The 23,335-nt window shown below is 28.6% G+C and carries 19 protein-coding genes and 1 pseudogene; 5 read left to right on the top strand and 15 right to left on the bottom strand.

All coding sequences use genetic code 11. From position 1 onward, the window contains the following. Positions 1 to 120: 120 nt before the first annotated feature. Positions 121 to 2,142, bottom strand: coding sequence for an S-layer homology domain-containing protein (locus tag ABID14_RS04795; protein WP_354367690.1), 2,022 nt, complete (start codon positions 2,140 to 2,142; stop codon positions 121 to 123). 195 nt (positions 2,143 to 2,337) lie between these two features. Between ABID14_RS04795 and ABID14_RS04790 the strand changes: the two genes are divergently transcribed. The 3 genes from ABID14_RS04790 to ABID14_RS04780 are packed head-to-tail and all read left to right on the top strand — an operon-like array spanning position 2,338 to position 3,679. Further along, a complete protein-coding gene (locus tag ABID14_RS04790) occupies positions 2,338 to 3,093 on the top strand; it encodes a precorrin-2 dehydrogenase/sirohydrochlorin ferrochelatase family protein (RefSeq protein WP_354367688.1) in 756 nt (251 codons plus the stop codon). Beyond that, positions 3,090 to 3,371 carry a cupin domain-containing protein gene (locus ABID14_RS04785; protein ID WP_354367686.1) on the top strand — a complete coding sequence of 94 codons (282 nt, stop codon included), beginning with the start codon at positions 3,090 to 3,092 and terminating at the stop codon, positions 3,369 to 3,371. The genes ABID14_RS04790 and ABID14_RS04785 overlap by 4 nt, the downstream gene beginning before the upstream one ends. A gap of 8 nt (positions 3,372 to 3,379) precedes the next feature. Continuing rightward, on the top strand, positions 3,380 to 3,679 hold the full coding sequence (locus tag ABID14_RS04780; RefSeq protein ID WP_354367684.1) for a CC/Se motif family (seleno)protein: 300 nt from the start codon (positions 3,380 to 3,382) through the stop codon (positions 3,677 to 3,679). 184 nt (positions 3,680 to 3,863) lie between these two features. Here the strand turns inward: ABID14_RS04780 and ppsA are convergent, their stop codons facing one another. From ppsA to ybaK, 9 genes and pseudogenes are all read right to left on the bottom strand, one after another. Further along, positions 3,864 to 6,209, bottom strand: coding sequence for a phosphoenolpyruvate synthase (gene ppsA, locus ABID14_RS04775; RefSeq protein WP_354367682.1), 2,346 nt, complete (start codon positions 6,207 to 6,209; stop codon positions 3,864 to 3,866). Positions 6,210 to 6,262: 53 nt separating this feature from the next. Further along, positions 6,263 to 6,796: a class IV adenylate cyclase gene (locus ABID14_RS04770; protein ID WP_354367680.1), complete on the bottom strand. Its 534-nt coding sequence runs from the start codon at positions 6,794 to 6,796 to the stop codon at positions 6,263 to 6,265. Then, positions 6,796 to 7,479 (bottom strand): metallophosphoesterase, encoded by a 684-nt coding sequence (locus ABID14_RS04765; protein WP_354367678.1) that lies wholly within the window; start codon positions 7,477 to 7,479, stop codon positions 6,796 to 6,798. Before ABID14_RS04765 ends, ABID14_RS04770 begins: the two co-directional genes overlap by 1 nt. 2 nt (positions 7,480 to 7,481) lie before the next feature. Continuing rightward, positions 7,482 to 9,746 (bottom strand): ATP-binding protein, encoded by a 2,265-nt coding sequence (locus ABID14_RS04760; protein ID WP_354367676.1) that lies wholly within the window; start codon positions 9,744 to 9,746, stop codon positions 7,482 to 7,484. Continuing rightward, entirely contained in the window at positions 9,736 to 10,755 is a 1,020-nt protein-coding gene (locus ABID14_RS04755; protein WP_354367674.1) for a metallophosphoesterase family protein, read from the bottom strand. The genes ABID14_RS04760 and ABID14_RS04755 overlap by 11 nt, the downstream gene beginning before the upstream one ends. Positions 10,756 to 10,829: 74 nt before the next feature. After that, a complete protein-coding gene (locus ABID14_RS04750) occupies positions 10,830 to 11,381 on the bottom strand; it encodes an isochorismatase family protein (protein WP_354367672.1) in 552 nt (183 codons plus the stop codon). An 8-nt stretch (positions 11,382 to 11,389) separates the two neighbouring features. Further along, on the bottom strand, positions 11,390 to 12,298 hold the full coding sequence (locus ABID14_RS04745; RefSeq protein ID WP_354367670.1) for a 1-phosphofructokinase family hexose kinase: 909 nt from the start codon (positions 12,296 to 12,298) through the stop codon (positions 11,390 to 11,392). A gap of 4 nt (positions 12,299 to 12,302) precedes the next feature. After that, positions 12,303 to 13,976, bottom strand: a complete 1,674-nt coding sequence (locus ABID14_RS04740; protein WP_354367668.1) for a phospho-sugar mutase — start codon at positions 13,974 to 13,976, stop codon at positions 12,303 to 12,305. 2 nt (positions 13,977 to 13,978) lie between these two features. Next, positions 13,979 to 14,448: pseudogene (ybaK, locus tag ABID14_RS04735) on the bottom strand (Cys-tRNA(Pro) deacylase). A gap of 159 nt (positions 14,449 to 14,607) precedes the next feature. Here ybaK and ABID14_RS04730 point away from each other — a divergent pair. Continuing rightward, positions 14,608 to 15,183: a hypothetical protein gene (locus ABID14_RS04730; RefSeq protein ID WP_354367666.1), complete on the top strand. Its 576-nt coding sequence runs from the start codon at positions 14,608 to 14,610 to the stop codon at positions 15,181 to 15,183. A 36-nt stretch (positions 15,184 to 15,219) separates the two neighbouring features. Here ABID14_RS04730 and ABID14_RS04725 read toward each other — a convergent pair whose 3' ends face one another. The 3 genes from ABID14_RS04725 to ABID14_RS04715 are packed head-to-tail and all read right to left on the bottom strand — an operon-like array spanning position 15,220 to position 17,731. Beyond that, positions 15,220 to 16,008 (bottom strand): metal ABC transporter permease, encoded by a 789-nt coding sequence (locus ABID14_RS04725; protein ID WP_354367664.1) that lies wholly within the window; start codon positions 16,006 to 16,008, stop codon positions 15,220 to 15,222. After that, positions 16,008 to 16,670, bottom strand: a complete 663-nt coding sequence (locus tag ABID14_RS04720; RefSeq protein ID WP_354367662.1) for a metal ABC transporter ATP-binding protein — start codon at positions 16,668 to 16,670, stop codon at positions 16,008 to 16,010. The genes ABID14_RS04725 and ABID14_RS04720 overlap by 1 nt, the downstream gene beginning before the upstream one ends. Next, a complete protein-coding gene (locus tag ABID14_RS04715) occupies positions 16,670 to 17,731 on the bottom strand; it encodes a metal ABC transporter substrate-binding protein (RefSeq protein ID WP_354367660.1) in 1,062 nt (353 codons plus the stop codon). Before ABID14_RS04715 ends, ABID14_RS04720 begins: the two co-directional genes overlap by 1 nt. Before the next feature lie 825 nt (positions 17,732 to 18,556). Between ABID14_RS04715 and ABID14_RS04710 the strand changes: the two genes are divergently transcribed. Next, positions 18,557 to 18,970, top strand: coding sequence for a Fur family transcriptional regulator (locus ABID14_RS04710; RefSeq protein ID WP_354367658.1), 414 nt, complete (start codon positions 18,557 to 18,559; stop codon positions 18,968 to 18,970). A gap of 799 nt (positions 18,971 to 19,769) precedes the next feature. Here the strand turns inward: ABID14_RS04710 and ABID14_RS04705 are convergent. Both ABID14_RS04705 and ftsH read right to left on the bottom strand, forming a co-directional pair. Beyond that, positions 19,770 to 21,068, bottom strand: coding sequence for a Na+/H+ antiporter NhaC family protein (locus ABID14_RS04705; protein ID WP_354367656.1), 1,299 nt, complete (start codon positions 21,066 to 21,068; stop codon positions 19,770 to 19,772). Positions 21,069 to 21,324: 256 nt separating this feature from the next. After that, positions 21,325 to 23,256, bottom strand: a complete 1,932-nt coding sequence (gene ftsH / locus ABID14_RS04700) for an ATP-dependent zinc metalloprotease FtsH (RefSeq protein WP_354367654.1) — start codon at positions 23,254 to 23,256, stop codon at positions 21,325 to 21,327. Between the last annotated feature and the right edge of the window lie 79 nt (positions 23,257 to 23,335).

Below are 23,335 nucleotides of genomic sequence, written 5' to 3'. Positions count from 1 at the left end.
TGTTTATTATATAAAATAGTCTTTATAATTTACAAATAAAAAAATCAAATTTAGGATTGTCAATACTTGTCCTAAATTTGATTTTTATTTTTAATTAAATTTTATAACAAATGTTTAAAATTAATAATATACTTTATAATTTGTATTTTCTAAATCACTTGAAGTTATAAAATCTCTATCCCTGGAGATATAACTATTGTCATAATTTAATAACCTATCTGATTTACCTAATTCTCTAGGTTCTTCAAATATATAACTTATCTTTCCATTCCTATCTACTAGCCCACTAATTCGTAAGACAGTATATCTATCAATTGAATTAGCACTGCTAATTTCAATTGTACTACCTAATCTAACTTTTTCATTATTAGATTGAATCACAGTTGCTGATGACTCATAATCTCTATGACCATAAAAATTACCTCTATCATATTCAGAGTAAGTTACTTGAATAGTTGCAGTAAATTGAGATGATTTATCAAGGATAGTTACCTTAGTTACTTCACCACGAGAATCAAGCTCTAATTTTACAAATTCATCACGAAGATTGCTTTCTCTTAACGCATATGAATAATTTGCACCACCTTCATAACCAAAGGATGGTCTATCAGAGTAATCGTATGACTGTCTTGTTCCATCTGGCTTTCTAATTTCAATATAAGATGCTCTATTATTATAACCTAAAGAGCTTCCGTCATAAGATGAAATTACTTTTCCAGCTACTGTAGTATTTCTTTCATCTTTAGTCGCCATGCCTAGGGCTACTTTATAAGTTGTCTTAATATTTACATTGTCACCAATTCTTAGTCCACCTAAATCTCTAGAATCATTTGTTGTGTAGAACTCGTAATTTTTATTATCTTTTAATTTTAATCTAATAATACCATTTGTTCTGTCAATATTATTAAGATAAACTACTTCGCCATTAACAACAGCATCTTTAGGAAATACCTTTATCTCATTAATTTCATTTTTGCCGTCTGTTTTAAATTCAAGTAAATCGTCATTTTTAATATCTTCTAATTTAAGTGTATTACCGAAAGCTTCAATTTTAGCATTCTTAGCTAATTTAAATGTCTTAGTATCAGATGTAGAAATTTTTGATGTTGTTCTAAAATCTAAGTCTTTGTCATTATTTCTATATCTAATTGTTATTTCTTCTTTATTTTTATCTAATGAATTAACATAACCAACTAATTCTAAGTTTGCATTTTTAATATTTACAACTTTCGCTGTACCAAATTTTTCATTGTTATTTAGTTTAGTATATTCAATTTCCACTTCTTGACCTTGACTAATATCTTCAAATTTTGCATCTTTATCTGCAATTTTGTATTTTGTAGTAGAGTCAATAGCAAATGAATATTTGTTGTTGCCAGATTCTATTATTATTACATTAGTTCCACTTAATTTGGAAGCTAATATTACCTTACCAGTAAGTTTTTCGGTCTTAGCATCAATTCCATTTTTTGCTGCATAATCAAAACCTGCTTTTGTAATTATAGCCATTTCAACACGTCTAATATATCTGTCTCCTTGGAAGTTACCATCAGATCCAGTTGAAGAGAATATTCTTTCCTTAACAAGTGATGCTAAATAACCCCTTGTAGTTGAATTTATTTTATCTTTATCTTTATGCTTTAATAGAGTTTCATCTCCGCTATTAGAAAGATTTAAACCCTTCGCAAAGAAAACTGCAATATCTGCTCTAACTGGGAATTTTTGATCTTTAGAATCGAAAAATCCATTTTCTTTTGCTCCCTTTAATACAGATTCGCTAATTATTCCTCTAGCTAAAGCAACAGAAACTGCATCTTTAGCCCAATCTCTGACGCCATTTTCCTTTACTGTATTTCCATATTTTTCTACAGCTTCTTTTACTTCTGTAGTGCTTGGACTTATTACTTGATATAGTAATTGTAGAACTTCTTCAAGTGATACTGGTCTTTCTGGTTTAAAAGTACCATCTTCGTAACCTGCAATAACTCCTTTATCACTTAAAACGTCAATCTCGTTATATGCCCAAGAGTAATTGTTAGATTTAGTGACATCCTTAAATTCTTTAGCAAAAGCTGCTGTCGGCATAAGTGTCGCTGCCGCTAGCCCCAATGCTATTGCTTTTTTTAGATTTTTAGATTTCATAATCAAACCTCCATATCCTAAATACCTACTTTTCTATATTATAACATAAATGTGTGTATCTTATCTTATTTTATATTACATTTGTATTTCAAGAATACTAAATTTTTTCTAATTTCCACAATATAATGATATGTTCTGACAATTAGCGAGTAATTTTAAATCTTTTTTGGTATAATTAAGTAAAGGAGTGATATTATGCGTTACTTACCTGTGGGTCTTGATACTGCTCACAAAAATATTCTTATTTTCGGTGGAGGTTTTCTTGCACTTTCCGCTTTAAATTCTGTGATTAATACTGATGCCGAAATATACATGATTGCAGAAAAATTTGGCGGTGAGATATTAGAAAAAGAAAAATCTTCTGAGGGGAAAATAAAATTAAAAGAAATAGAAATACCTACAGATTTTCAGTTTATGGGCTACGATATTGTAATTATTGCTACCGAAAATTTTGAATTAAACGAAGCATTAGAAAATCGAGCCTCTTCTAGAAATATGCTATATGAACGTTACGACATTTTTTCTAAATCTAATATGTCAATTAATAGATCTATAACACAAGGTCCCCTTACTTTTAGTATCAATGATTCTAGACTAAATCCTACACTCACTGACATTATTTATGAAGATTTAGAAAAATTTGCAAAAAATTATAATATTGAAAAATTAGAAATTTTAAGCGATATTAGATCGGAACTTGTGCGTAAAAATTCACAAAATATAGATGAGATTATACGCAAGTTATATAATGAAGAAGTCATCAATTTATCGACTTTCTTAGATAGAATGGATGAATATAGGGTAGAAGATATAGACACTTCAAAAAATCTTATTGAACATATAACAAAAGGTGTCGAACTTAAAGTTGAAAAAGAAGAAGAACCTGAAAAATATATTCAAGAAGGTTTAGATAGTGTTGAAAAAACTAATGAAGATGAGGTGATAGAATGATAGCCTTTTTAGGTAATACACCTGGAAAAATTTTCGATGAAAAGAATTATTCTGTAATCAAAAAATCTCTTGCCATTAATGAGAAAGTTGAAAAGCACAATCACCCTGATAATGAGGTTTTGCTCACTGTGGTAAAGGGAGAAATTAGCATTGTGTTAAATGATAAAGAAAATTATAAATTAGAACCTGGTAAAATTTTAAAATTTGATGGAGATAATTATATTTCCATTAGTGCAAATGAACAAAGTGAATTTTTCGTTACTCTAATAAAAAAATAGGTGATTTTATGAAAATTGTAATATCAGATGACGCTAAAAAATTCCTAGAAGATAAGAACGTTGATGAATTTACTATTGAATCTTATCAAGCTAAGGCTTGTTGCGGAAGTGGAATGCCTTTGCCTAGCGTATATGTAGGTGCACCAAAACATGCATCTAAGAATTATAATGTTTATGAAGTTGATGGTTATAAAATTTATGCAGAAAATGTTTTGAAATTTAAAAATGATATTTGTCATGTAGAAATTGAAAAATATTTATTTGCCAAAAATTTGACTGCACAGTTTTTAGATTATTCAGAAATGTGATAAAACCCTTGATTAAGGGTTTTATTTTTTTATTTATTAAAATATAGATAATTTTAAATAAATTTTTTAATAAGATGTTTTATCTGGTTGTATACTTTCTACACTTCTTCATACCAAATTTTGAACTTATTTGTATTAAAAAAAGCGAAGATAAAATCTCCGCTTTTAATAAATTTTATATAGATTAATCTAAATTTCTTAATTTTTTAAGAATTATTTTTTGTTCTACTGATGCGACAAGTCTTTTTGTATATTCAACAGTGTCTGGGTTTACAGAAATAGAAGTGATTCCACATTCTACCAAGAATTCTGCAAGTTCTGGATATTGACTTGGGCCTTGACCACATATTGAGCAAGTTATTCCCTTTTTATTTGCAGCATCTATTATTTTCTTTAAAGCTATCTTTACTGCATCATTTCTTTCATCAAAATATCCCATATTATTTAATATTCCAGAGTCTCTGTCAGCTCCCATTACAAGTTGAGTTAAATCATTTGAACCAATTGAGAATCCATCTACAAGTTCAGCAAATTCTTCAGCTTGTAAAACTACTGATGGAACTTCTGCCATAATCCATATTTTAAAGTTTTTAGATTGAACTAATCCTTCTTCTGCCATTATTTCTTTAACAACTTTTAATTCTTCTGGCGTACGAACAAATGGAAGCATTGCCGTTACATTTGTAAGACCATATTCTTCTCTTACTTTTTTCATAGCTCTGCATTCTAATCTAAATCCTTCTTCATATTCTGGAGAAATATATCTTGAAACACCTCTCCAACCAATCATTGGATTTGCTTCAATTGGCTCTACTTCATCTCCACCTTTAAGCCCTCTAAACTCATTTGTTCTAAAATCACTCATTCTTACTACAAGATTTTTAGGAAATATTGCTTGTGCAACTTTAGATATACCCTCAGATAATTTTTCTATCATAAGGTCTCCTTGACCAGTTTTTACTAAATACATAGGATGAGCACCTATCATATTTGTGAATATGAACTCGGTTCTCATAAGGCCTATACCATCTATTGGTAGAGTTTTATATTTATCGATTAATTCAGGCTCACCAAGATTCATATATATCTTTGTAGCTGTTGTTGGAGCAAATAAATTTCTAAGTTCATCAAGATTTGCTATTGGAGAAACACCTCCAGATTTAACTGCGTTATCTTCTTCTTTTTCTTTTAGAACTTCTCCTTCATAAACAATTCCTCTAACTGCATCTACAGTTACAGTATCTCCGGTTTTTAAAACTTTAGTTGCTGTTTTACTTCCTACTATACAAGGAATTTGTAATTCACGTGATACAATTGCAGCATGGCAAGTTCTTCCACCTTCATCTGTTACTACACCCGCACATTTTCTCATTGCAGGAACCATATCAGGGTTTGTCATTTCAGTGACTAAGATATCACCTTCTTTTACTTTGTTTATTTCAGTAATATCTTTAATAAGTTTTACTTTTCCTCTGCCAATACCTGGAGAAGCTGGTAGACCTTTTACTAAAGTGATTAACTTTTCTTGTTCTTCAGATTTAATTGTAGTTATAGGTCTTGATTGTAGGAAATAAAATTCTTTAGTGTCTTTATCAAAACCCCATTCTGTATCTTGAACTGAACCATATAATTTTTCAACCTTAAGACCTCTTTCTATTAGAGTTTGTAATTCTTCACTTGAAAGAGCTTCGTCTTTTATTGCATCTTCTCCCAATATATCCTTTACTTTTACAACTTCAGTTCCAACAGTATCTTGTTTTTTAACGACCATATATTCTTTTTCACTGATATTTTTTTCAATTACTTTTCTTGAATTTTTATCAATTACATATTCATCTGGAGTTACAATACCTGAAACTACTGCTTCACCAAGTCCATAACTTGCGTTTATCATCATTTCATCAGTGTTGGAATTAATTGGATTAGCAGTAAACATTACTCCTGATTTTTCAGAGTTTACCATTTTTTGAACTACTACTGAAAGAGCAACATCAAAATGATCAAATTTTTGTTTTTCTCTATAATAAATTGCTCTTGAAGTCCAAAGTGAAGCAAAACAATCCCTAATATGCTTCATTAACTCTTCTTCTCCACTAATATGAAGATAAGTATCTTGTTGGCCTGCAAATGAAGCATCTGGTAAATCTTCGGCAGTAGCTGAAGACCTAACCGCTACTTCAGGGTCTTTTACATTTATATTTTCTGAAAATTCTCTATATGCACTGAGAATTTCTTCTTTTAATTGTGGTTCAAAATCTTTTTCTTTTATCTTTTGTTGAATTTGTTCAGATGCATTTGTAAGTTCATCTACATTATCTACATCAACAGATTCCATCAAAAGTTTTACGACTTCGTCTAATTCAGCATATTCAATAAATTTTCTATAACCTTGGGCAGTAACACAAAATCCTGGAGGTACAGGCAGTCCAAAGCTTGTAAGCTCTCCTAAGTTTGCTCCCTTACCACCAACTATGCCAACATCGTCTTTTCCTATTTCATCAAACCATCTAATATAATTGTACTTAGTCATAACATCCCCCTTTAAGATAAAAATATTATATCATAATTATTATATATGTCATACTATTTTTTTAAATTTTCCTTAAGTTCTGCAATAGAAAGTGTTGAAATATGTTTTTTATCAATTTCCATTTTATCTAAAAAATTATATATTTTTTCAATAGATGGTCCTTCCACCTCAACATATGGAACTGGATAAGTTTCTTTATCCCAAGTATCAATGTCTATTATCAAATCGTCATAGCTATATTTAATTCTTTCTTTAGTGCCCATATCAGAGATATCAAAATTTAATAATTTTAAAATTATCATAAGTTCATCTTCGTCTTTAATTTCAGTAGTATGTTCTAGATTATCTCTTGCCCCTTTTGTAGAAATATTTTCTTTGAATGTAAAATATTTTTTTAAATTTCCATCACATTCAGAAATTCTAATTCTTAGATAGCCTTTATCTTTAGCAATGGGATTTTTAGAAGAATTTATAGTTATATTTTTCTGCCTCTCATTTTTAATAAATTTAGCACCCAAATTTATTAATTTTTCTTCAAAGTTACTCACATCAATACCTAATATTTTAACTTCTATTTCTCTTTCCATTATTCCTCCAAAATCAATTTTAAATCAAAATTCAAATAATCGCTTGCAACAAATATATATTTAACCCCTAAAAATTTACCCTCTAATTTATACTTGTGTCCATTTCCGTGCAAATGGCCATATACACACTTTTCCACACCATAATCACTTAACATTTTAGAAAATTCGTTAGGTGTGAAATCTTGATTAAATGGAGGATAATGTAGCATTGCTATTATTTTTTTGTTTTTTGCAGTTTCTAGCGAGTTTTGTAGTCTATTGACTTCTCTGATATATATTTTTTCATCACTTTCTGAAAATTCAAAAGAATCTCGTGCAGCCCAACCTCTAGTACCTATAATACTGTAATCTTTATATTCAAAAGAATTATTGTGTATAAATTTAGTTTTAATGAGATTTAGATCTTCCATTTTACTCATCGATGACCACCAATAATCATGGTTTCCTTTCGATATCAATTTTATGCCAGGTAATGCATCTATCTTTTCTAAATCAGGTTTTGCATCATTTAGTTTTAACCCCCATGATATATCGCCTGGTAGTAGTACTAAATCCTCTTCCTTCACTTTATTTTTCCAATTACTTATGATTTTTTCTTCGTGTTTTTCCCAGTTAACACCAAAAATATCCATAGGTTTTTCTTTTGAAAAATCAAAATGCAAATCTCCTATAGCGTAAATCATATTCACCCCAAGTTTATTAAATTGTAATTTATATTTTTATCATTCATAATTTCAATCTCACGCTTTGAACTTGTGAAAATTAAAACTTGTTCATAATCACGCAAGAATTCCAAAGTATTGGCAAGTCTAGTGTCATCATAGCTATCGAAATGTCCGTCTAAAACAATAGGTAATTTATCTTCTGTCATTATTTTTGCCATAGCCATCCTAAATGCAAAATAAATTTGATCAATGGTTCCAAAACTTACATTTTCAGCATCAACATATTTATTTAAAACTTTGTCATATACTTTAATATTGAAATCTTTATCTATTATAATTTCTTCATATTTATTGTCGGTTATCTTAGTCAAAATATCTTCCATATTGTTTTTAAGCTTAGGAAGGTAATTATCTCTATTTTTATTAACTAATTCTAGAAGTTTATCTCTTGATATTATCAGAGTATCCCTTTTATTTTTCAACTTAGATTTTTGTTTTTCAAGTGCCATTTCACTTTCTTCAATCGATCTAAGTCGTTCAACTGAAGCTTCAAGAGAAGAAACTTTACCGCTTGTATTTGAAATTTCTAATAATTTATCTTTTATTTTTTTTGATAATTCCTCTAATGATTCTCTATTATATATTTCCCCCACAGTAAAATTATCTTTTAATTTCTTAAGTTCATCTTTCTTTTTAGCAATAAAAATCTCGTTTCTATCATCTTTTATACTAAAAAATAATTCTCTTAATTTAGAAATATTTGCTACATTATATTTATCTAAAATTACTTTTAGCTTTTTTTCTTCTTCTTGGATAGATTTTTCAAGCAGTATTTTTTCTTTCTCATTTTTATTTTGAATCACTAGATTATATTCCATTTGACTTCTAAGTTTTAGATTGTCCATATTTGCTTTTTCAAAAATATCCTCTAACTCTTCAACTGAATTAGTAGAATATTTTTTCATTAAATCATCAAAAAACACATCATATTCCCTTTTGATGCCAGTCTTTTCAATGGATAGCTTTTTAAGTTCTTTTAACTTTAAATCCAGCCTGTTGTATAAATCTTTATTTATGTTGTATTTTACATATCTAAAATAAGAATAAGCAAAAAATAATACCGAAATAAGACTATAAAAAACTTTATTAAAAAAGATAGATAGACCAATGATACCTAAACCCAGTATTATTCCTAATATAATTTTTAATATATAAAAATTAATTTTACTCTGAGTATTTCTCATATCCACAGAAATAAATTCCATCTCTTTAGAATAGTTAAAAATATTTAATTTTGAAATTTCATATTTAGCCTTTTTAAATTCTTTAATATCTTTTTCAACATCTGTATCAAACTCTCTATCAGCATTTTGAATTTTATCAAAACTTAATAGATCGTCTAATCTATTAGATTTAGAACGCAAATCTCTATTTATTTCAATAGCTTCTTGGAAGTCCTCCATATTAAGATTTTGTATAGTTTTATTTTTTTCATTTTCAAGGTTTTCGATTTGCTTTTCTAGTTCTAATATATCAAAGCTTCGTCTACCTCTATATTTTTTTTGTAAGGATTTTAATTCTTCCTTTTGTATTTTTAGAATTTCAATATTCTTGTCATAATTTTCTTTATCTAATATATAAGAAGTTTTTTCTCTATTTAATCTATCAATTTTTACTGTAGTAGATCCGATTAAAGATGACTTTCTCTTACCAGTCCCAAAACTATTAATATCATTATTCATCTTTTCTACTACTTTATTGAGATTAATTTTCTCATCCAAAGACGTAGCAAAATTATTTATTCTTTTTTTTAAATCTGATGACGCATCATCTTCTGGTATCGACATCATTTGTCCAATAAATACTGTCGATTTGAAAATCTTTCTATTAATATCAAATAGTAAAGCTCCAGGTTGATCGACTCTAGAATATTTATTTAGCTCTGGTAGATGACTCAAATCAAGTCCTGTAGATTTATTTAAAATAGATAAATCATCAGTTTCAAAGTTTTTTGTTATTCTATATGTTTCATTATTTATCTCAATTTCAATATAACCATCATAACTTGAACTTTTCCACGGTCTACATTTGTCAAATAACTCATCTCTAATTCTTCTCTTTAGTGAATCTCGACTAAATCCATAAAAAATACCATCAATAAAATTTGCAATTGTGGATTTGCCAAATTCATTTTCTCCAAATATTACATTTATACCGCTACTAAAGCTAATAATATTATTGTCAAATTTCCCAAAATTTAATAATCCAAATTCTTTAAATTTCATTATATTGCTCCAGTAAATATTCTATTGCTAAATCTTTTGAGTCTTTTTCTTCTTCTGTAAATGAGTCCAAAAAGTTCATTATCAAACGGTCATTGCCAAAAACATCGTAAATATCTAAATTGTTTTTAACATTATTTATAATTTCCACATAAAAAGCAGATAAATTATTTTTCAAAAAGTTACCAATTTGTTTATAATTTTCATGTTTGCCAGTTAGCTTAATCCTGTATAAATCTCTATCATTTAAAAGTGATTGTACATCGGAGTATATATTATCAAAAGTCATATTCTCTTTTACTTCATACTCTATAGTTCGAAAGTTTTTAATAGAAAAATCTTTATAATCCACAGAACGAGTATCAGTATCAAAAATTATTATACCTCTCTCTCCACTATCTTTAAAGTGATGTGGCTCAATAGAGCCCGAATAATAGGCATTCTCCATTATTCTCATTCTCATGTGAATATGACCTAATGCAACATAATCAAAATGCCTAAAATATTCAAGTCCAGGTGATAAATATCTTTCATCCTCAAGATCACAATGCATTACTAGAATATTTTTTAGATTATCAGAAAAATCAGGTTTAACCAATTTTTTGTTAAATTTAAAAGAATCATAAGATATGCCAAATACTCTTGCCCCAATATCTTCTAAATCTATATATGAAAGTTCATTAGAAAAAACATGTAAATTCTCAGGATATTCTACTCTATTCCAAAGACTATTGCTATCAAAATAGTCATGATTTCCACAAGATATAAAAACTTTGGCATTTATGGTCTTTATAATGTTTAAAAATCTATTCATATCACTTAGATTAAAAAATTCTCTATCATATACATCACCAGCTATTAAAACAATATCTACTGATATTTGATTTATATATTTACAAACTTCATTTAAATTTGTCCAAACATCTTCTATAATTTTGTTAGAAATTTCTAAAGGCAATTTACCCTTATAAAATTTCTTTAAATGCAAGTCTGAAAAATGAACTATTTTCATAAAATCACCATTTTAATTATAACACAGAATCAATAATTCAAAAAAAGCCTTTGTAAAATAAAGGCTTTTTTACTTTAAATTATTAACTTTTGTAAAGCTTTAAACTCTCTAGTACCAGCTACTCCTGCCAAATCAAATAAAACTGTCTCTACATTTGTAATAACAGCACCCATCTCCCTCATTTGTTCAATGGCATTTTTTGCATTTTTTTCATCTCTCGAACCTACAGCATTTTCCACAATAAAAACTTCATAGCCACAAGCAAGAAGATTTCTCACTGTTTGAAAAACGCAGATATGTGCTTCAATACCACAAAGTATAAATTGTCTTTTCTTTAATTTTTTAATTTCAGTATAAATATCTTCATCTTCATAAGCATTAAAATTAAGTTTTCCAAACTCTTCTTTTTCAGCAAGAGGGGCTTTAATCTTCTCATTAGTATATCCTAAGCCCTCAGGATATTGAACCGTAAACAGACTCTCTGACTCGGTGATTTTTGCAGCATTTGATAAAATCTCGGCATTCTTCAAAATCTCATCTTTGTTTGAAATGGCATTTAACAATTTATCTTGAACATCTATAAAAGCGAAAACAACATCTTTTCTATTTAACTTAAAATTCTTCATTTTTCCCCCTAGATTTCTCCAACTTCTACACTATTCATAAGTTTTTTTACAGAACTCATTTCTAATTCAAAGTCCTCTAAGAAATTATCGCAGACTCCACAAGCTATTGCAAGTTTAATAGATGTTATAAAATCATAATCTCTATCTATTGCTACAGCCATACCTGCAAGCGCAGATTGGGTATTAAATTTTTCTATAACATTATTTTTATCTAATTTTTCTTTATTTAGATATGCTCTATAATTTTTTTCTTTAGTTGATATTATAGTGGATCTTTTACTGTTGACAAATACCAATCCAACACCTTTTTTTAGTAATTCTTCATTCATTTTTAAAACCTGACCTGTGTATTCAAGATTTATATCTCTAGATAAATCAGTTTTATCTAACATCAAAATATAAGGTTTTAAGTTTTTAATATCATCTAAGCTTGATGGATTTATTGCAACTTTTATATTTTCATTGTAGCAGAATTTTACCATCTTATCATAAATAGAATTGTCTAGACTCTCGTGATTGATTTTTGGAATTACAACTATCTTTTTGCCTACAGCACTATCTTCGAATTGAGCAAGAAGATAGTTTTTGTCTTCCATTGTAATCCTTGGCGATTTAGATTTATAGGAATTTGAAAACTCTGAATTTTCAATAATTATTTCCTCTAGATTATCGTCCTTTAGTTTTACACTCTGATGAGAAATATCCATTTTTTGAAGAGCTTGGGTTATCTCATCTCCAATAACATTACCCTTTAACAAAAGTATCTCGGAACTCACTCCAATATTATATGCAAATTTAACCATATCAATCCCAAGTCCACTTGGGTAAATTTCAGATTTATCTATTAAATTTTCGTTTTCTACTGATACTGTATATTTGCGAACAATTTTTGGATTAAAATCACAAAATAAAATCATCTACTCACCTACTCTCTGCTTTTATCTTTTCCAAAACTTCTTTAACTAAATTGTTAATTTTTTCTTCCGCTACTGATTTATCATAATCAATTGCATAAGCATAAATTTTTATTTTCGGTTCTGTACCTGAAGGTCTAAGTGCAAACCAAGTATTTTCATCAAAATAAAATTTTAAAACATTTGAAGGACTAGACTCATCATTAAGATAATCAATCTTTTTTAAAATTGGAGGCAAGTTTTTAAATCCCTCTATTTCTCTAAAATTATTCATTATCTTATCCATTTTTTCAATTCCATCGATACCTTCAAAATAAACGGAAGTCAGGTATTCCTCAAAATATCCATATTTCTTTTCAATTTCTTCTTTATAGCCTTTTATACTTTTACCATTTTTCTTTAAAAATCCTGCCATTTCGGCAATGGCCATAATTGTTATAATGGCGTCTTTATCTCTTACATGCTCACCTATTACATAACCTATAGACTCTTCATACCCATATAAAAATTCATATTCCCCAGTTTCATCCCAAATGTTTGCCATATTGCATATGTTTTTAAAACCAGTAAGTGTCTCTACGACCTTAACTCCATAATCAGCAGCGATTTTTTCAATCATATCCCCAGTTACAATAGTCTTTACTATTGCACCATTAGATATATTTATATCCCTATCTTTTAGTCTTTCTAATATAAATGCTCCTAACAAAAATCCCATAACATTGCCACTTACTTGAAAGATTTCTTCACCATTTTCTAACACAGCAACTCTATCAGAGTCTGGATCGGTAGCTATTATAATATCAGCTTCTTTTTCTTTGGCAAGATTAATTGCTAAATCAAAAGCATTTATATCCTCAGGATTTGGATTTTTGACATTTTTAAAAGTACCATCGGGATTTTCTTGTTTATCAACTACGAACACATTTTTAAATCCTCTTAAATCTAAAATTTTTCTAACATATCTATTGCCACATCCATTTAGTGGAGTATAAACAATCTTTATATCTTTATCTATATCATCAACAAGAGAGTGTTTAAGTGTTTCTCTGTAATATGAAGTAATGACTTTATCTGATAAGAATTTAATATTTTCATAATCTTTTAATGGTTTTAAATTAGTAAAATCATATTCAAAAATATCAATTTCTAAAGCTCTATTTTGCATTTCTTCTGCTATATCATTTAAAATTTGGGACCCTTTCTCCCAATATAGTTTAAAGCCATTATAAAATTTAGGATTGTGAGAAGCTGTAATCATAATTCCAGAAATAGTATTTAAATATCTTATAGAATATGCGAGAATTGGAGTAGGTCTGATACCTGTAAACAAATATACCTTTATCCCATTCTCAGCCAAAATCTTAGCGGTAATAATAGAAAATTCATAAGATAACTTGCGCATGTCTCTTCCAATTACTACACCTCTACTGCAAGCTTCTTCACCACGAGACTTAATCAAACTAGCAAGAGCAAGTGCTGTTTTTGCAACAGTAATATAATTCATTCTATTAGTTCCAGCACCCAATATCCCACGAAGTCCTGCCGTGCCAAATTCTAATTCTTTATAGAATCTATCTTTAATTTCATCGTCATTTTTTTCAATTGAAATAAGTTCTTTTTTTAGTTCTTCATCTAAACCACTATACTTATTCCATTTATCATATATTTCTCTATACATAACTACTCCTTCGTAATATCAACAAAACTAATATCAAGAATCTTTGCAAGATCAGTTGGTCTTATTCTCATTTGCAAACCAACTTTCCCAGCACTCAAATATATATAATTTCTATCCTTAGCAGAAATATCAATTAAAGTTTTGAAATCTTTTTTCATGCCTACTGGGGAGCATCCCCCATGAATATAACCAGTAAGCGGCAGTAATTTTTTTGAGGTATCATCTCAATTTTTTTAGAATTCACACACTCTGCTGCTTTTTTTAAATCAAGTTCTTTATCCACCGGTACTACAAATACAAAATTCTCGTTTTCTTTTGACTCAGTCACTAAGGTTTTAAAAACAGTTCTGGGATTCTCACTAAGTTTAGTGGCAACATCCATACCACCTATTCCGTCTTTAGTTGAATATTCAATAAGCTCGTAATCAATATTGTTGCTTTCTAATATTCTAATTGCATTAGTTTTTTTCATATCTATCACCATAAAATGTACTATTCTATATTCCATTCTACCCTAAAACGTGTAATAATTCACTATTATAATAGCAAGTAGTAATATATTATTATTTAGCACAAACACCTAGTATAGTATAGTATAATACTAATTAAATAAACTATGGGAGGTATGGTTTTGAATTCAAAAGACAGGTTATTTATAATTTTTTCAATTTTGCTGATTATTTTAATTCCGTATTTTACGAAAAAACCAATTGTTTCCGCTGATTCTTTAGATGAAGAAAAGTTTTTAACATGTGATGAAATCTACAATAAAATATTTGATGACAATAATTCAATAAAAAATAACAAAAATATAATATCCAAAAATAACTTGAAAAATGGCAATGATTTTTCCTACTTAAAAATCACACGTGGTATTGATTTAACATTAATATATAAACCAAAAATTATATTCTATATTGAAATGAATAACAAAAATAACACAATTAATCGTGTTTTAGATGTCAGCTTAGATACAAATTATAATGGAATTAATAAAGATTTTAGTGGTAATATTTTCTATAATGTCGAAAATGATAAAACTATTTATTACTATATTAATGGGGACTTTTATAATGCCGAAAAAAATAATAAGGTAGCTAATAGTACGAAAACAAAAAAAGGATCCAATATTTATTATCGCACATATGGCAAAAATCATTATAAATATATAGAACTAGATAATTTTATTCATATAAATTCTAAATAATAAAAAGTGTATTGGAAATCAAAATTTCTAATACACTTATCTTTTTCTTATTAATAAAATTATTAAAAATATAACACCTATCAATACAATAGTACCACCCGGTTTAAGTCCTAAATAAAATGACAAAACGAGTCCTAAAACTGTAAATATTACTCCAAATATTGAAGATAGTAGTGTCGTTTTCACATATCCCAATTTAAATTGCATGGCACATGCTACAGGGATTACCATAAGCGATGATATAATTAAAATACCAACGGTCCTTGCTGATACTGAAATTGTAATTGCTATTAGTATCATAAAAATAAGATTAATTCTATCCACATTTATACCAGCAAGTCTTGCTGATGATTCATCAAAAGATATATACATTAAGTCCTTAAATAGATATATAAAAACTAAAAAGACCAATCCCGACACCGCAAGTATCAAATAAAAGTCAAATGTTGGAATGGCAATTATTGAGCCAAATAAAAAAGACTCAAAATTAGCAGACTTTTTTACGAACCCAGACAGAATCGAAGCTAGTCCTATCCCCGTACTCATAACTATTGCTGTAGATATTTCTTGGTAACCAGGAAATTTGGTCCTGACAAATTCCAAAAATAATGACGCAAAAATACAAAGTATGATTGCACCAACAATTGGCGATGTAGATGTTATAAGTCCAAGCATTACTCCTGCTAAAGACACATGAGAAAGTGCATCGCCTATAATGGAAATCTTTTTATTTACAACTACAACTCCCATAAAAGGAATTATTATTGAAATCGCAATGCCGACTATCAGGGCCTTTATCATATATGAATATGAAAAAATATCCATTACTTCACTTCCTTTATTTTGTGCTCTTCAACTATAAATATCTTATTTACATTCTTCCTTACCTCTTCTAAATCATGAGTTATCATAAGTATTGTAACACCGTGGTCTTTATTGATATGATTTAAGAGTTCGAAAAGTGCTTCTTTTGATTCTTTATCTATGCCTGTCATGGGCTCATCTAGTATCAAAAATTTAGGTGTAGATACGAGAGTCTTTGCAATGAGAACTCTTTGACGTTGTCCACCTGATAATTCAGAATATAAGTTTTTATGATAATCAGTCATTTTTACCAAATTGAGCGCTTCATTGATTTTATTTTTATCATCATTGGATAATCTATTAAAACCTCTTTTATCTTTAGAAAAAAGTGCCAAAGATACCAATTCAAATACTGTAATTGGAAACTCCAAATTCTTTGATGTGTCAAGTTGTGGTACATATCCAATTTCTGAATACTTCATATTTTGACGAAAATCTATTTCTCCTTTATTAGGTTTAAGCTGATTTAAAATAAGTTTAACAAAAGTAGATTTACCAGCCCCATTAGAACCTATAAGGGCGATATAATCGCCCCTATAGACATTAAAGTTAACATCTTTTAATATATAATTGTTTCCATATTTAAAACTTAAATTCTTAATTTCAAGTAGAAGTTCATTCACTATTTCAAAGCTCCTATTAGATTTTCTAAATTCTTCTCCATAATGCTAAAATAATCTTCATTATTTTCAATTTGTTCTTGACTTAATCCTTCAAGCGGCGATAGAACTTTAACTTCTGCACCAGTTTCTAAAGCAATAATTTCTGCAACTTTAGGATCTATAAGTTCTTCAGTAAAGATTGTTTTTACATTATTTTCTTTCACAAAATTAGTTATCTCTGCCATTTTCTTAGCATCTGGTTCAGTTTCAGCATTTACACCTTGGATGCCAAGTTGTTCTAAATTGTATTCTTTACATAAATACCCATAAGCTTCATGACTTACAACTATTTGATTATTTTTTAAATTAGATAATTCATCAGAATATTTTTTGTGTAAATCATCTAATTTTTTAGCATATTCTTCATAATTAGCCTCATAATAATCAGCATTTTCAGGATCAGCTTCTGCTAATGCATTTTTAATATTTTCAAATTCAATTTTTGCATTAAGTGGAGCTATCCAAACATGTGGGTCAAGTCCACCATGTTCATGTTCATGTTCGTGATCTTCATGATTGTGATTTTCTTCATTATGATTGTGGTTTCCCTCATGATGATTATTGCCATCATGGTTATGTTCTTCATGATTTTCCATAGCTTCGTGATTATGTTCATGGTCATGGTCGTGATCAGATTCAATATAATTAACACCTTTAGATGCTTCTACAACTTTTAAATCTTTGTTATCAAGAGAGTCGATAACTTTATCAGTCCAAGATTCAAGACCAGCCCCATTATAAATAAATACATCAGCTTGTTCAAGTTTTTTTATTGCATCTTGATCAGGCTCCCAGCCATGAGGTTCTACTCCAGATGGAACTATTAATTCCACATCCATTTTATCACCAGCAATTTTTTGTGCAAAATCATACATAGGATAAACTGAAGCGTATACTTTCATTTTACCATCATTTTCATCACCCTTGTCTGCTGAATTAGATTTCACGTCACCAGCTTTTGAACATCCTGCAAGTAAAACAACAGCAGCTACAAAAACAACAAATTTTTTTAATATTTTCATAAATTCCTCCTAAAAAATAAATCTATTTTGAAAAACTATTGTTAAATTAATTTCACAATAATAATTACTTGCCCAAGACAAGTAAAATATTAAAAATATCTCAAATTTTAGTTTCTCATTATTTATAGAATACCCAATAAATTAAAATAACCAACAAAATAATAATCATAATTATTTATAGTGGGTATTTTCTTATAAAAGATATTAAAGAAATTGAACATAAGTCAAATAATCATAGTATAAAAACCTATCAAAATGGCATTTTTAACAATTATAAAACACTATTTTATTAATTCCTAAAAATTAATTTTTGATCAAGTTCATATAATTGTGTAAAAAGAATAGGTCGTTTGAAACCAAAACTGGTACAATGTTTTTAAGCAAAAATTCTTAAAGTCAATTCTTCCACAAATTTCAATAAATATTATCTTACATATAATTTTGAAATACAATAATTATTATTTTGAAATATATTAAATTAATTTATGCATAAAAACAATTATACTCTAATACAAATAATTATCAATAGCATTCATTGTTTAAATCATTTAAATATAATTTTACCTGTATCTATTTGAAATATTTTTTCCATAATTAAAATCTGTATAAAAGTTTTTTCTAAAAACTAATTAAAATTATTGTACAAAATTATGGTCAAAAATAGAATACAGAATTATTGACTGTAATTTGATTAATCTTTCTAAAAACTTGAATTTTTAAGAATTGTATTGTAATATATTTAAAATCCTATTTTGGAAATTTTAACCGAACTGTTATAATATATTAATAGATGTTGAAAAGTAAATAAATTTTAAAGGAGATATTATGGAAAATTATAAAGACATGTTAAGGGACAAAAATTTAAAGGTGACTAAAGGTCGATTAGCAATTTTAGAACTTCTAAATGATTCAAAAGTTCCTATGAATGCAGAGCAAATTTACGAAGCATTAGATAAAGAAGATGTACCTAGTTTTACTTCTTTATATAGAATATTAAAACAATTAGCTGAAGAAGGACTTTTAAAGAAAAATCTATACTCCAATGCCCTTTTATACTATGAATCAGGTCAACTTGGGCATAGACATTTTATTATATGTTCAGAATGTGGCAAAATTTCTTCCATAAAAAATTGTCCCCTTCACGAATTTGATAAAGCAGCAGCTAAAGAAACTGGTTATATAGTAGAAAATCATAATGTGGAACTAATTGGTTTATGTCCAGATTGTCAAAATAAATAAAATCTTTTTCCATTATATGGAATTATGTCCATATAATAAAATTTCCCTTTACATTTCGTGTAAAAGAGTTATAATATAGATAGTGATTTTAATCAAAACAATCCTTAAACTTATTTGCATAAACTAAAATCCTTTACTTATGTATGTAAAATCACGAAAAGACTTCTGATTCACCCCACAGAAGTCTTTTTTATTTTAAATTTTCTATTATTTAATTAAGAACATCATAATTTTATCAGTTGAAGCTTTTAGTAATTAGTTATTTACTAGAAATTTTACATAACCATAATAAGTGGCAATATTAATTTAATGCACCATGAATACTTTAAAATTCAGATTCTTTTGGTGCTGAATTAATTTTATTTTAATAACATTAAATCTAATATTAAATAGCTTTTTATTTTTATTCTAAACGATTACTTACTATGAGCCCTCTTCTTATATGTACAAAGTATAGTCAAAATCAGAATTAATAGTCCTAGTATCATATTTATAGTAATCTTGAACTTCACTTACATTTATATCTTTAAATTCTATAGGAAGTCCAGCTGATAATGTGAACCCCTTTCTGTTTTGTATATGAAAATGTATATGAGGTTCTGTAGTATTTCCTAAATTTTCACACTTTGCTAATTTTTGATATTTTTAAACCTTATCTTTTTTGATACCAAAATCTATTTGGTTTATATTAGCAATTAATAGTATTAAAAAAGTTGCTACTAAATAGATTTTTGTCCATTAAGTAGCAACTCTTTGACATTTTATTTAAAAATATAATATTTTTATTTAAATATATTTATTAAATTAATGTTGTTATGAAGCCTCCTACAACTATAAGGGGAACTCCAAAACATAAAAATTGAGGTATACATGTGTCTCTGATATGATCATGTTGTCCATCTACATTTAGTCCAGATGTTGGCCCAAGAGTCGTATCAGATGCAGGTGAGCCAGCGTCTCCACATGCTGCTGCAATTGTAACCAGTAAAATTGTTGCCATTGGTGAATAACCTAAATTCATAGCTATAGGAACATAAATTGCTGAAATAATGGGAACTGTACCAAAAGAAGTTCCAATTCCTAAGGTAATTAATAATCCCAATAAAATCATTACATATGATGCGATCAATTTTGAACCGCCTAATACATTTGTAGCTACACCAACTAACTGATTGACAGCACCAGATTCTATTACTACATTTGCATAACCAGCAGCTACAAGCATTACGAACGCAATAAAGCCCATCATCTTTATACCGCCGTCAAGCATTTTTTGCATATTATCCCATGCTACTACTTTAGTTAGAACAATGAATATTAAACCAACTAATGCTCCAAGTGGTAGCGATTTTGTAAGTATTTGCACGGCTACTGTTATGATACCTGAAAAGAAAACTAAAATATGTTTTTTCTCCAGTTTTAAATCTTTAAATTCTTCTTTTTCTTCTATATTCAAAGATTTGTATTCCCTATCTCCGGAAAATATTATAAGACCTAAAGCTAGCCCCCCTGCCATAATTAAAGCTGGTATCCAGTTAGTTTTCACTACATCTAACTCAGTGATATTAAGTCCACTTGACTTAAATGATTTGACGATTAAGCCTTGGAATATTGCTCCATAACCTAAAGGTATAGCAAGGTATGGTGCCTTTAAACCAAAACCAAAAGATACTGAAAGCATTTTTCTGTTCATTTTAAGTCTATTCATCACCGCTAATAGTGGCGGAATTAAAATCGGAATAAATGCGATATGAATTGGGATAACAGTTTCAGCAAGTATACCAATAATTACTATTATTAAACACAATACTATTTTATTATTTTTAACTAAACTTCCTATTTTTTTTGCCATAATAGCAGCAGCACCCGTCTCCTCCATTGCATATGCAAGAGAACCTAATAATATATAGCTAAGTGCAGTTTCTGCATTATTCCCCATACCGCCAATTAATAAAGACATTGTTTCACCTAAGTTAAGACCAGAAAATAATCCCGCCGATATAGCTGAAATCATCAATGCAAAAAATACTGGCACGTTAATTAAACATAAAGCCGCCAGTATAATTACCGACAAAACAACGCCATTTGTAAATATCATTCTTTTTCCTCCTTTTATTTTATTTTTCTACTTCTGTAAAAAAATAACTTGTCTTATTATATATACCAATTTTCATTCACTTTTAAAATTAAAATAGGGATTAATATTAAATTAACCCCTTATTTTAATAAATTATATATTTTCAAAAAACTATAATATTTTACATCAGTTTAACACATATAAAGAATATGTTTTAAATAAGTTTTTGTATACACTAGTTTCAAAACTCTCTATATAATATTTTAGAGATGTTTTATTATATTAATTCATTATCATCATCCGAATCTTTAGAATTCGATGAAGTTTTTTCTAAACTCATTTCATCTTTGGTTTGATTTTTATTTTCTTCATATTCTTTTAAAATTTCCATGAATTCCTCACCAGTTATAGTTTCTTGACGCAATAGATATTCTGCTATTGCGTGTAAAGCCTTAATATTATCTTGTAAAATATTAAGTGCTTTTTCATGAGCTTCATCAATAATCTTTTGAACAGCCTCGTCAATTTCATATTGTGTTTGTGGTGAACATTGAAGAGATGAATCGCCACCCAAATAAATATTAGACATGCTCTCTAATGCAACAAAACCAAACTCATCAGTCATTCCAAAACGAGTAACCATTGCTTTTGCAATTTTTGTCGCCTTTTCGATGTCATTAGCGGCACCACTAGTTCTGGAATTGAATATTATTTCTTCAGCAGATCTGCCTCCAGTTAAAGTTACAATAGTATTGAAGGCATCTTCTTTAGACATTAAAAACTTCTCTTCTTCGTCTACTTGCATTGTATAACCAAGTGCTCCAGATGTTCTAGGAATAATTGTAATCTTGTGAACTGGAGCTGTATCTTTTTGTTTAGCAGCTACAAGAGCATGACCTACTTCATGATATGCAATAATTCTCTTTTCTTTTGGAGATATTACAGAATTTTTCTTTTCATATCCTGCTAGTACCACTTCAACTGACTCTTCAATATCACGTTGTGTCATTTTATCTCTACCATGACGCACCGCTCTTAAAGCAGCCTCGTTAATCATATTTGCAAGATCTGCCCCACTTGCTCCTGCAGTAGCTTTACCTACTTGTTCATAATCAATATCTTCATCTTTTTTTATTGGTTTTGAATGAACTTTTAGTATTGCTACTCTACCAGCTAAATCTGGCAGTTCAACGGGTATTCTTCTATCGAATCTTCCTGGACGTAGAAGTGCTGGATCGAGAGAGTCTGGTCTATTAGTTGCAGCAAGTATCACTACTCCACTTCTTGCATCAAATCCATCCATTTCAGAAAGAAGTTGATTTAAAGTTTGCTCTCTTTCATCATTTCCAGAAAATCCACTGGCTTCTCTTTTTTTACCTATAGTATCAATTTCATCAATGAAAATTATACATGGTGCTTTTTCTTCTGCTTGTTTAAATAAATCACGGACTTTAGCAGCCCCAAGACCAACAAACATTTCCACAAAAGCAGAACCTGATATAGAAAAAAATGGCACTCCTGCTTCACCTGCTACTGCTTTTGCAAGCAAAGTTTTACCAGTACCCGGAGGCCCCACTAATAAAGCTCCCTTAGGTAATTTTGCACCTATCTTTGTATATTTTCTTGGATTATTCAAGAAGTCCACTAATTCACTAAGGGCTTCTTTAGCTTCTTCTTGACCTGCAACAGAATCAAATTTTATGCCATCTGTTGATTCTACATAAATTTTGGCACCACTTTTACCAAAATTCATAGGACCAATACCGCCGCCTTCACCAAGTTTGCCAAAGATTATTTTTGATAGAATTGTCCAAACTACTACAAGCACAAATATAGTGCCTAATGTTGAGATAATAAAAGACAAAAACGGATTAAGTTCCTCTTTGTAAACTTGATCGCTCTTTACATTATTATCTACTAATCTGTCAATTAGATTGGGATCATATATTCTATTAGCTTCGTATTTTTGTACTTTATCTTTATTTTTAACTTCAAAGGCTACAGTTTTATCTGTCAATTGTGCTTTTTTTACTTTCCCTTCATTTACCATTTTAACGAAAGTAACATAGTCTGTAGTTTTTATGCTATCATCTTTATTAAGTTTTGGTATAAAAACTATAGCTATCATATAAAAAGTCACTATTGCCAATAATATATATAATATTGTTGGAATATATTTTTTAAAATCATTTTTATTTTTTTTCGACAAAAATCTCCCCCCATTTATTCTTTTTATTCTTTAATTTTTACCCAATTTACAAAATAATTTTCATTAAAAAAATTTTTGG

The sequence above is a fragment of the Peptoniphilus olsenii genome (assembly GCF_040545475.1).
GTDB classification, from domain to species: domain Bacteria; phylum Bacillota; class Clostridia; order Tissierellales; family Peptoniphilaceae; genus Peptoniphilus_A; species Peptoniphilus_A olsenii.
Note: the sequence above shows the minus strand (reverse complement) of the source record. Positions and strands in the feature narration are given on the sequence as shown.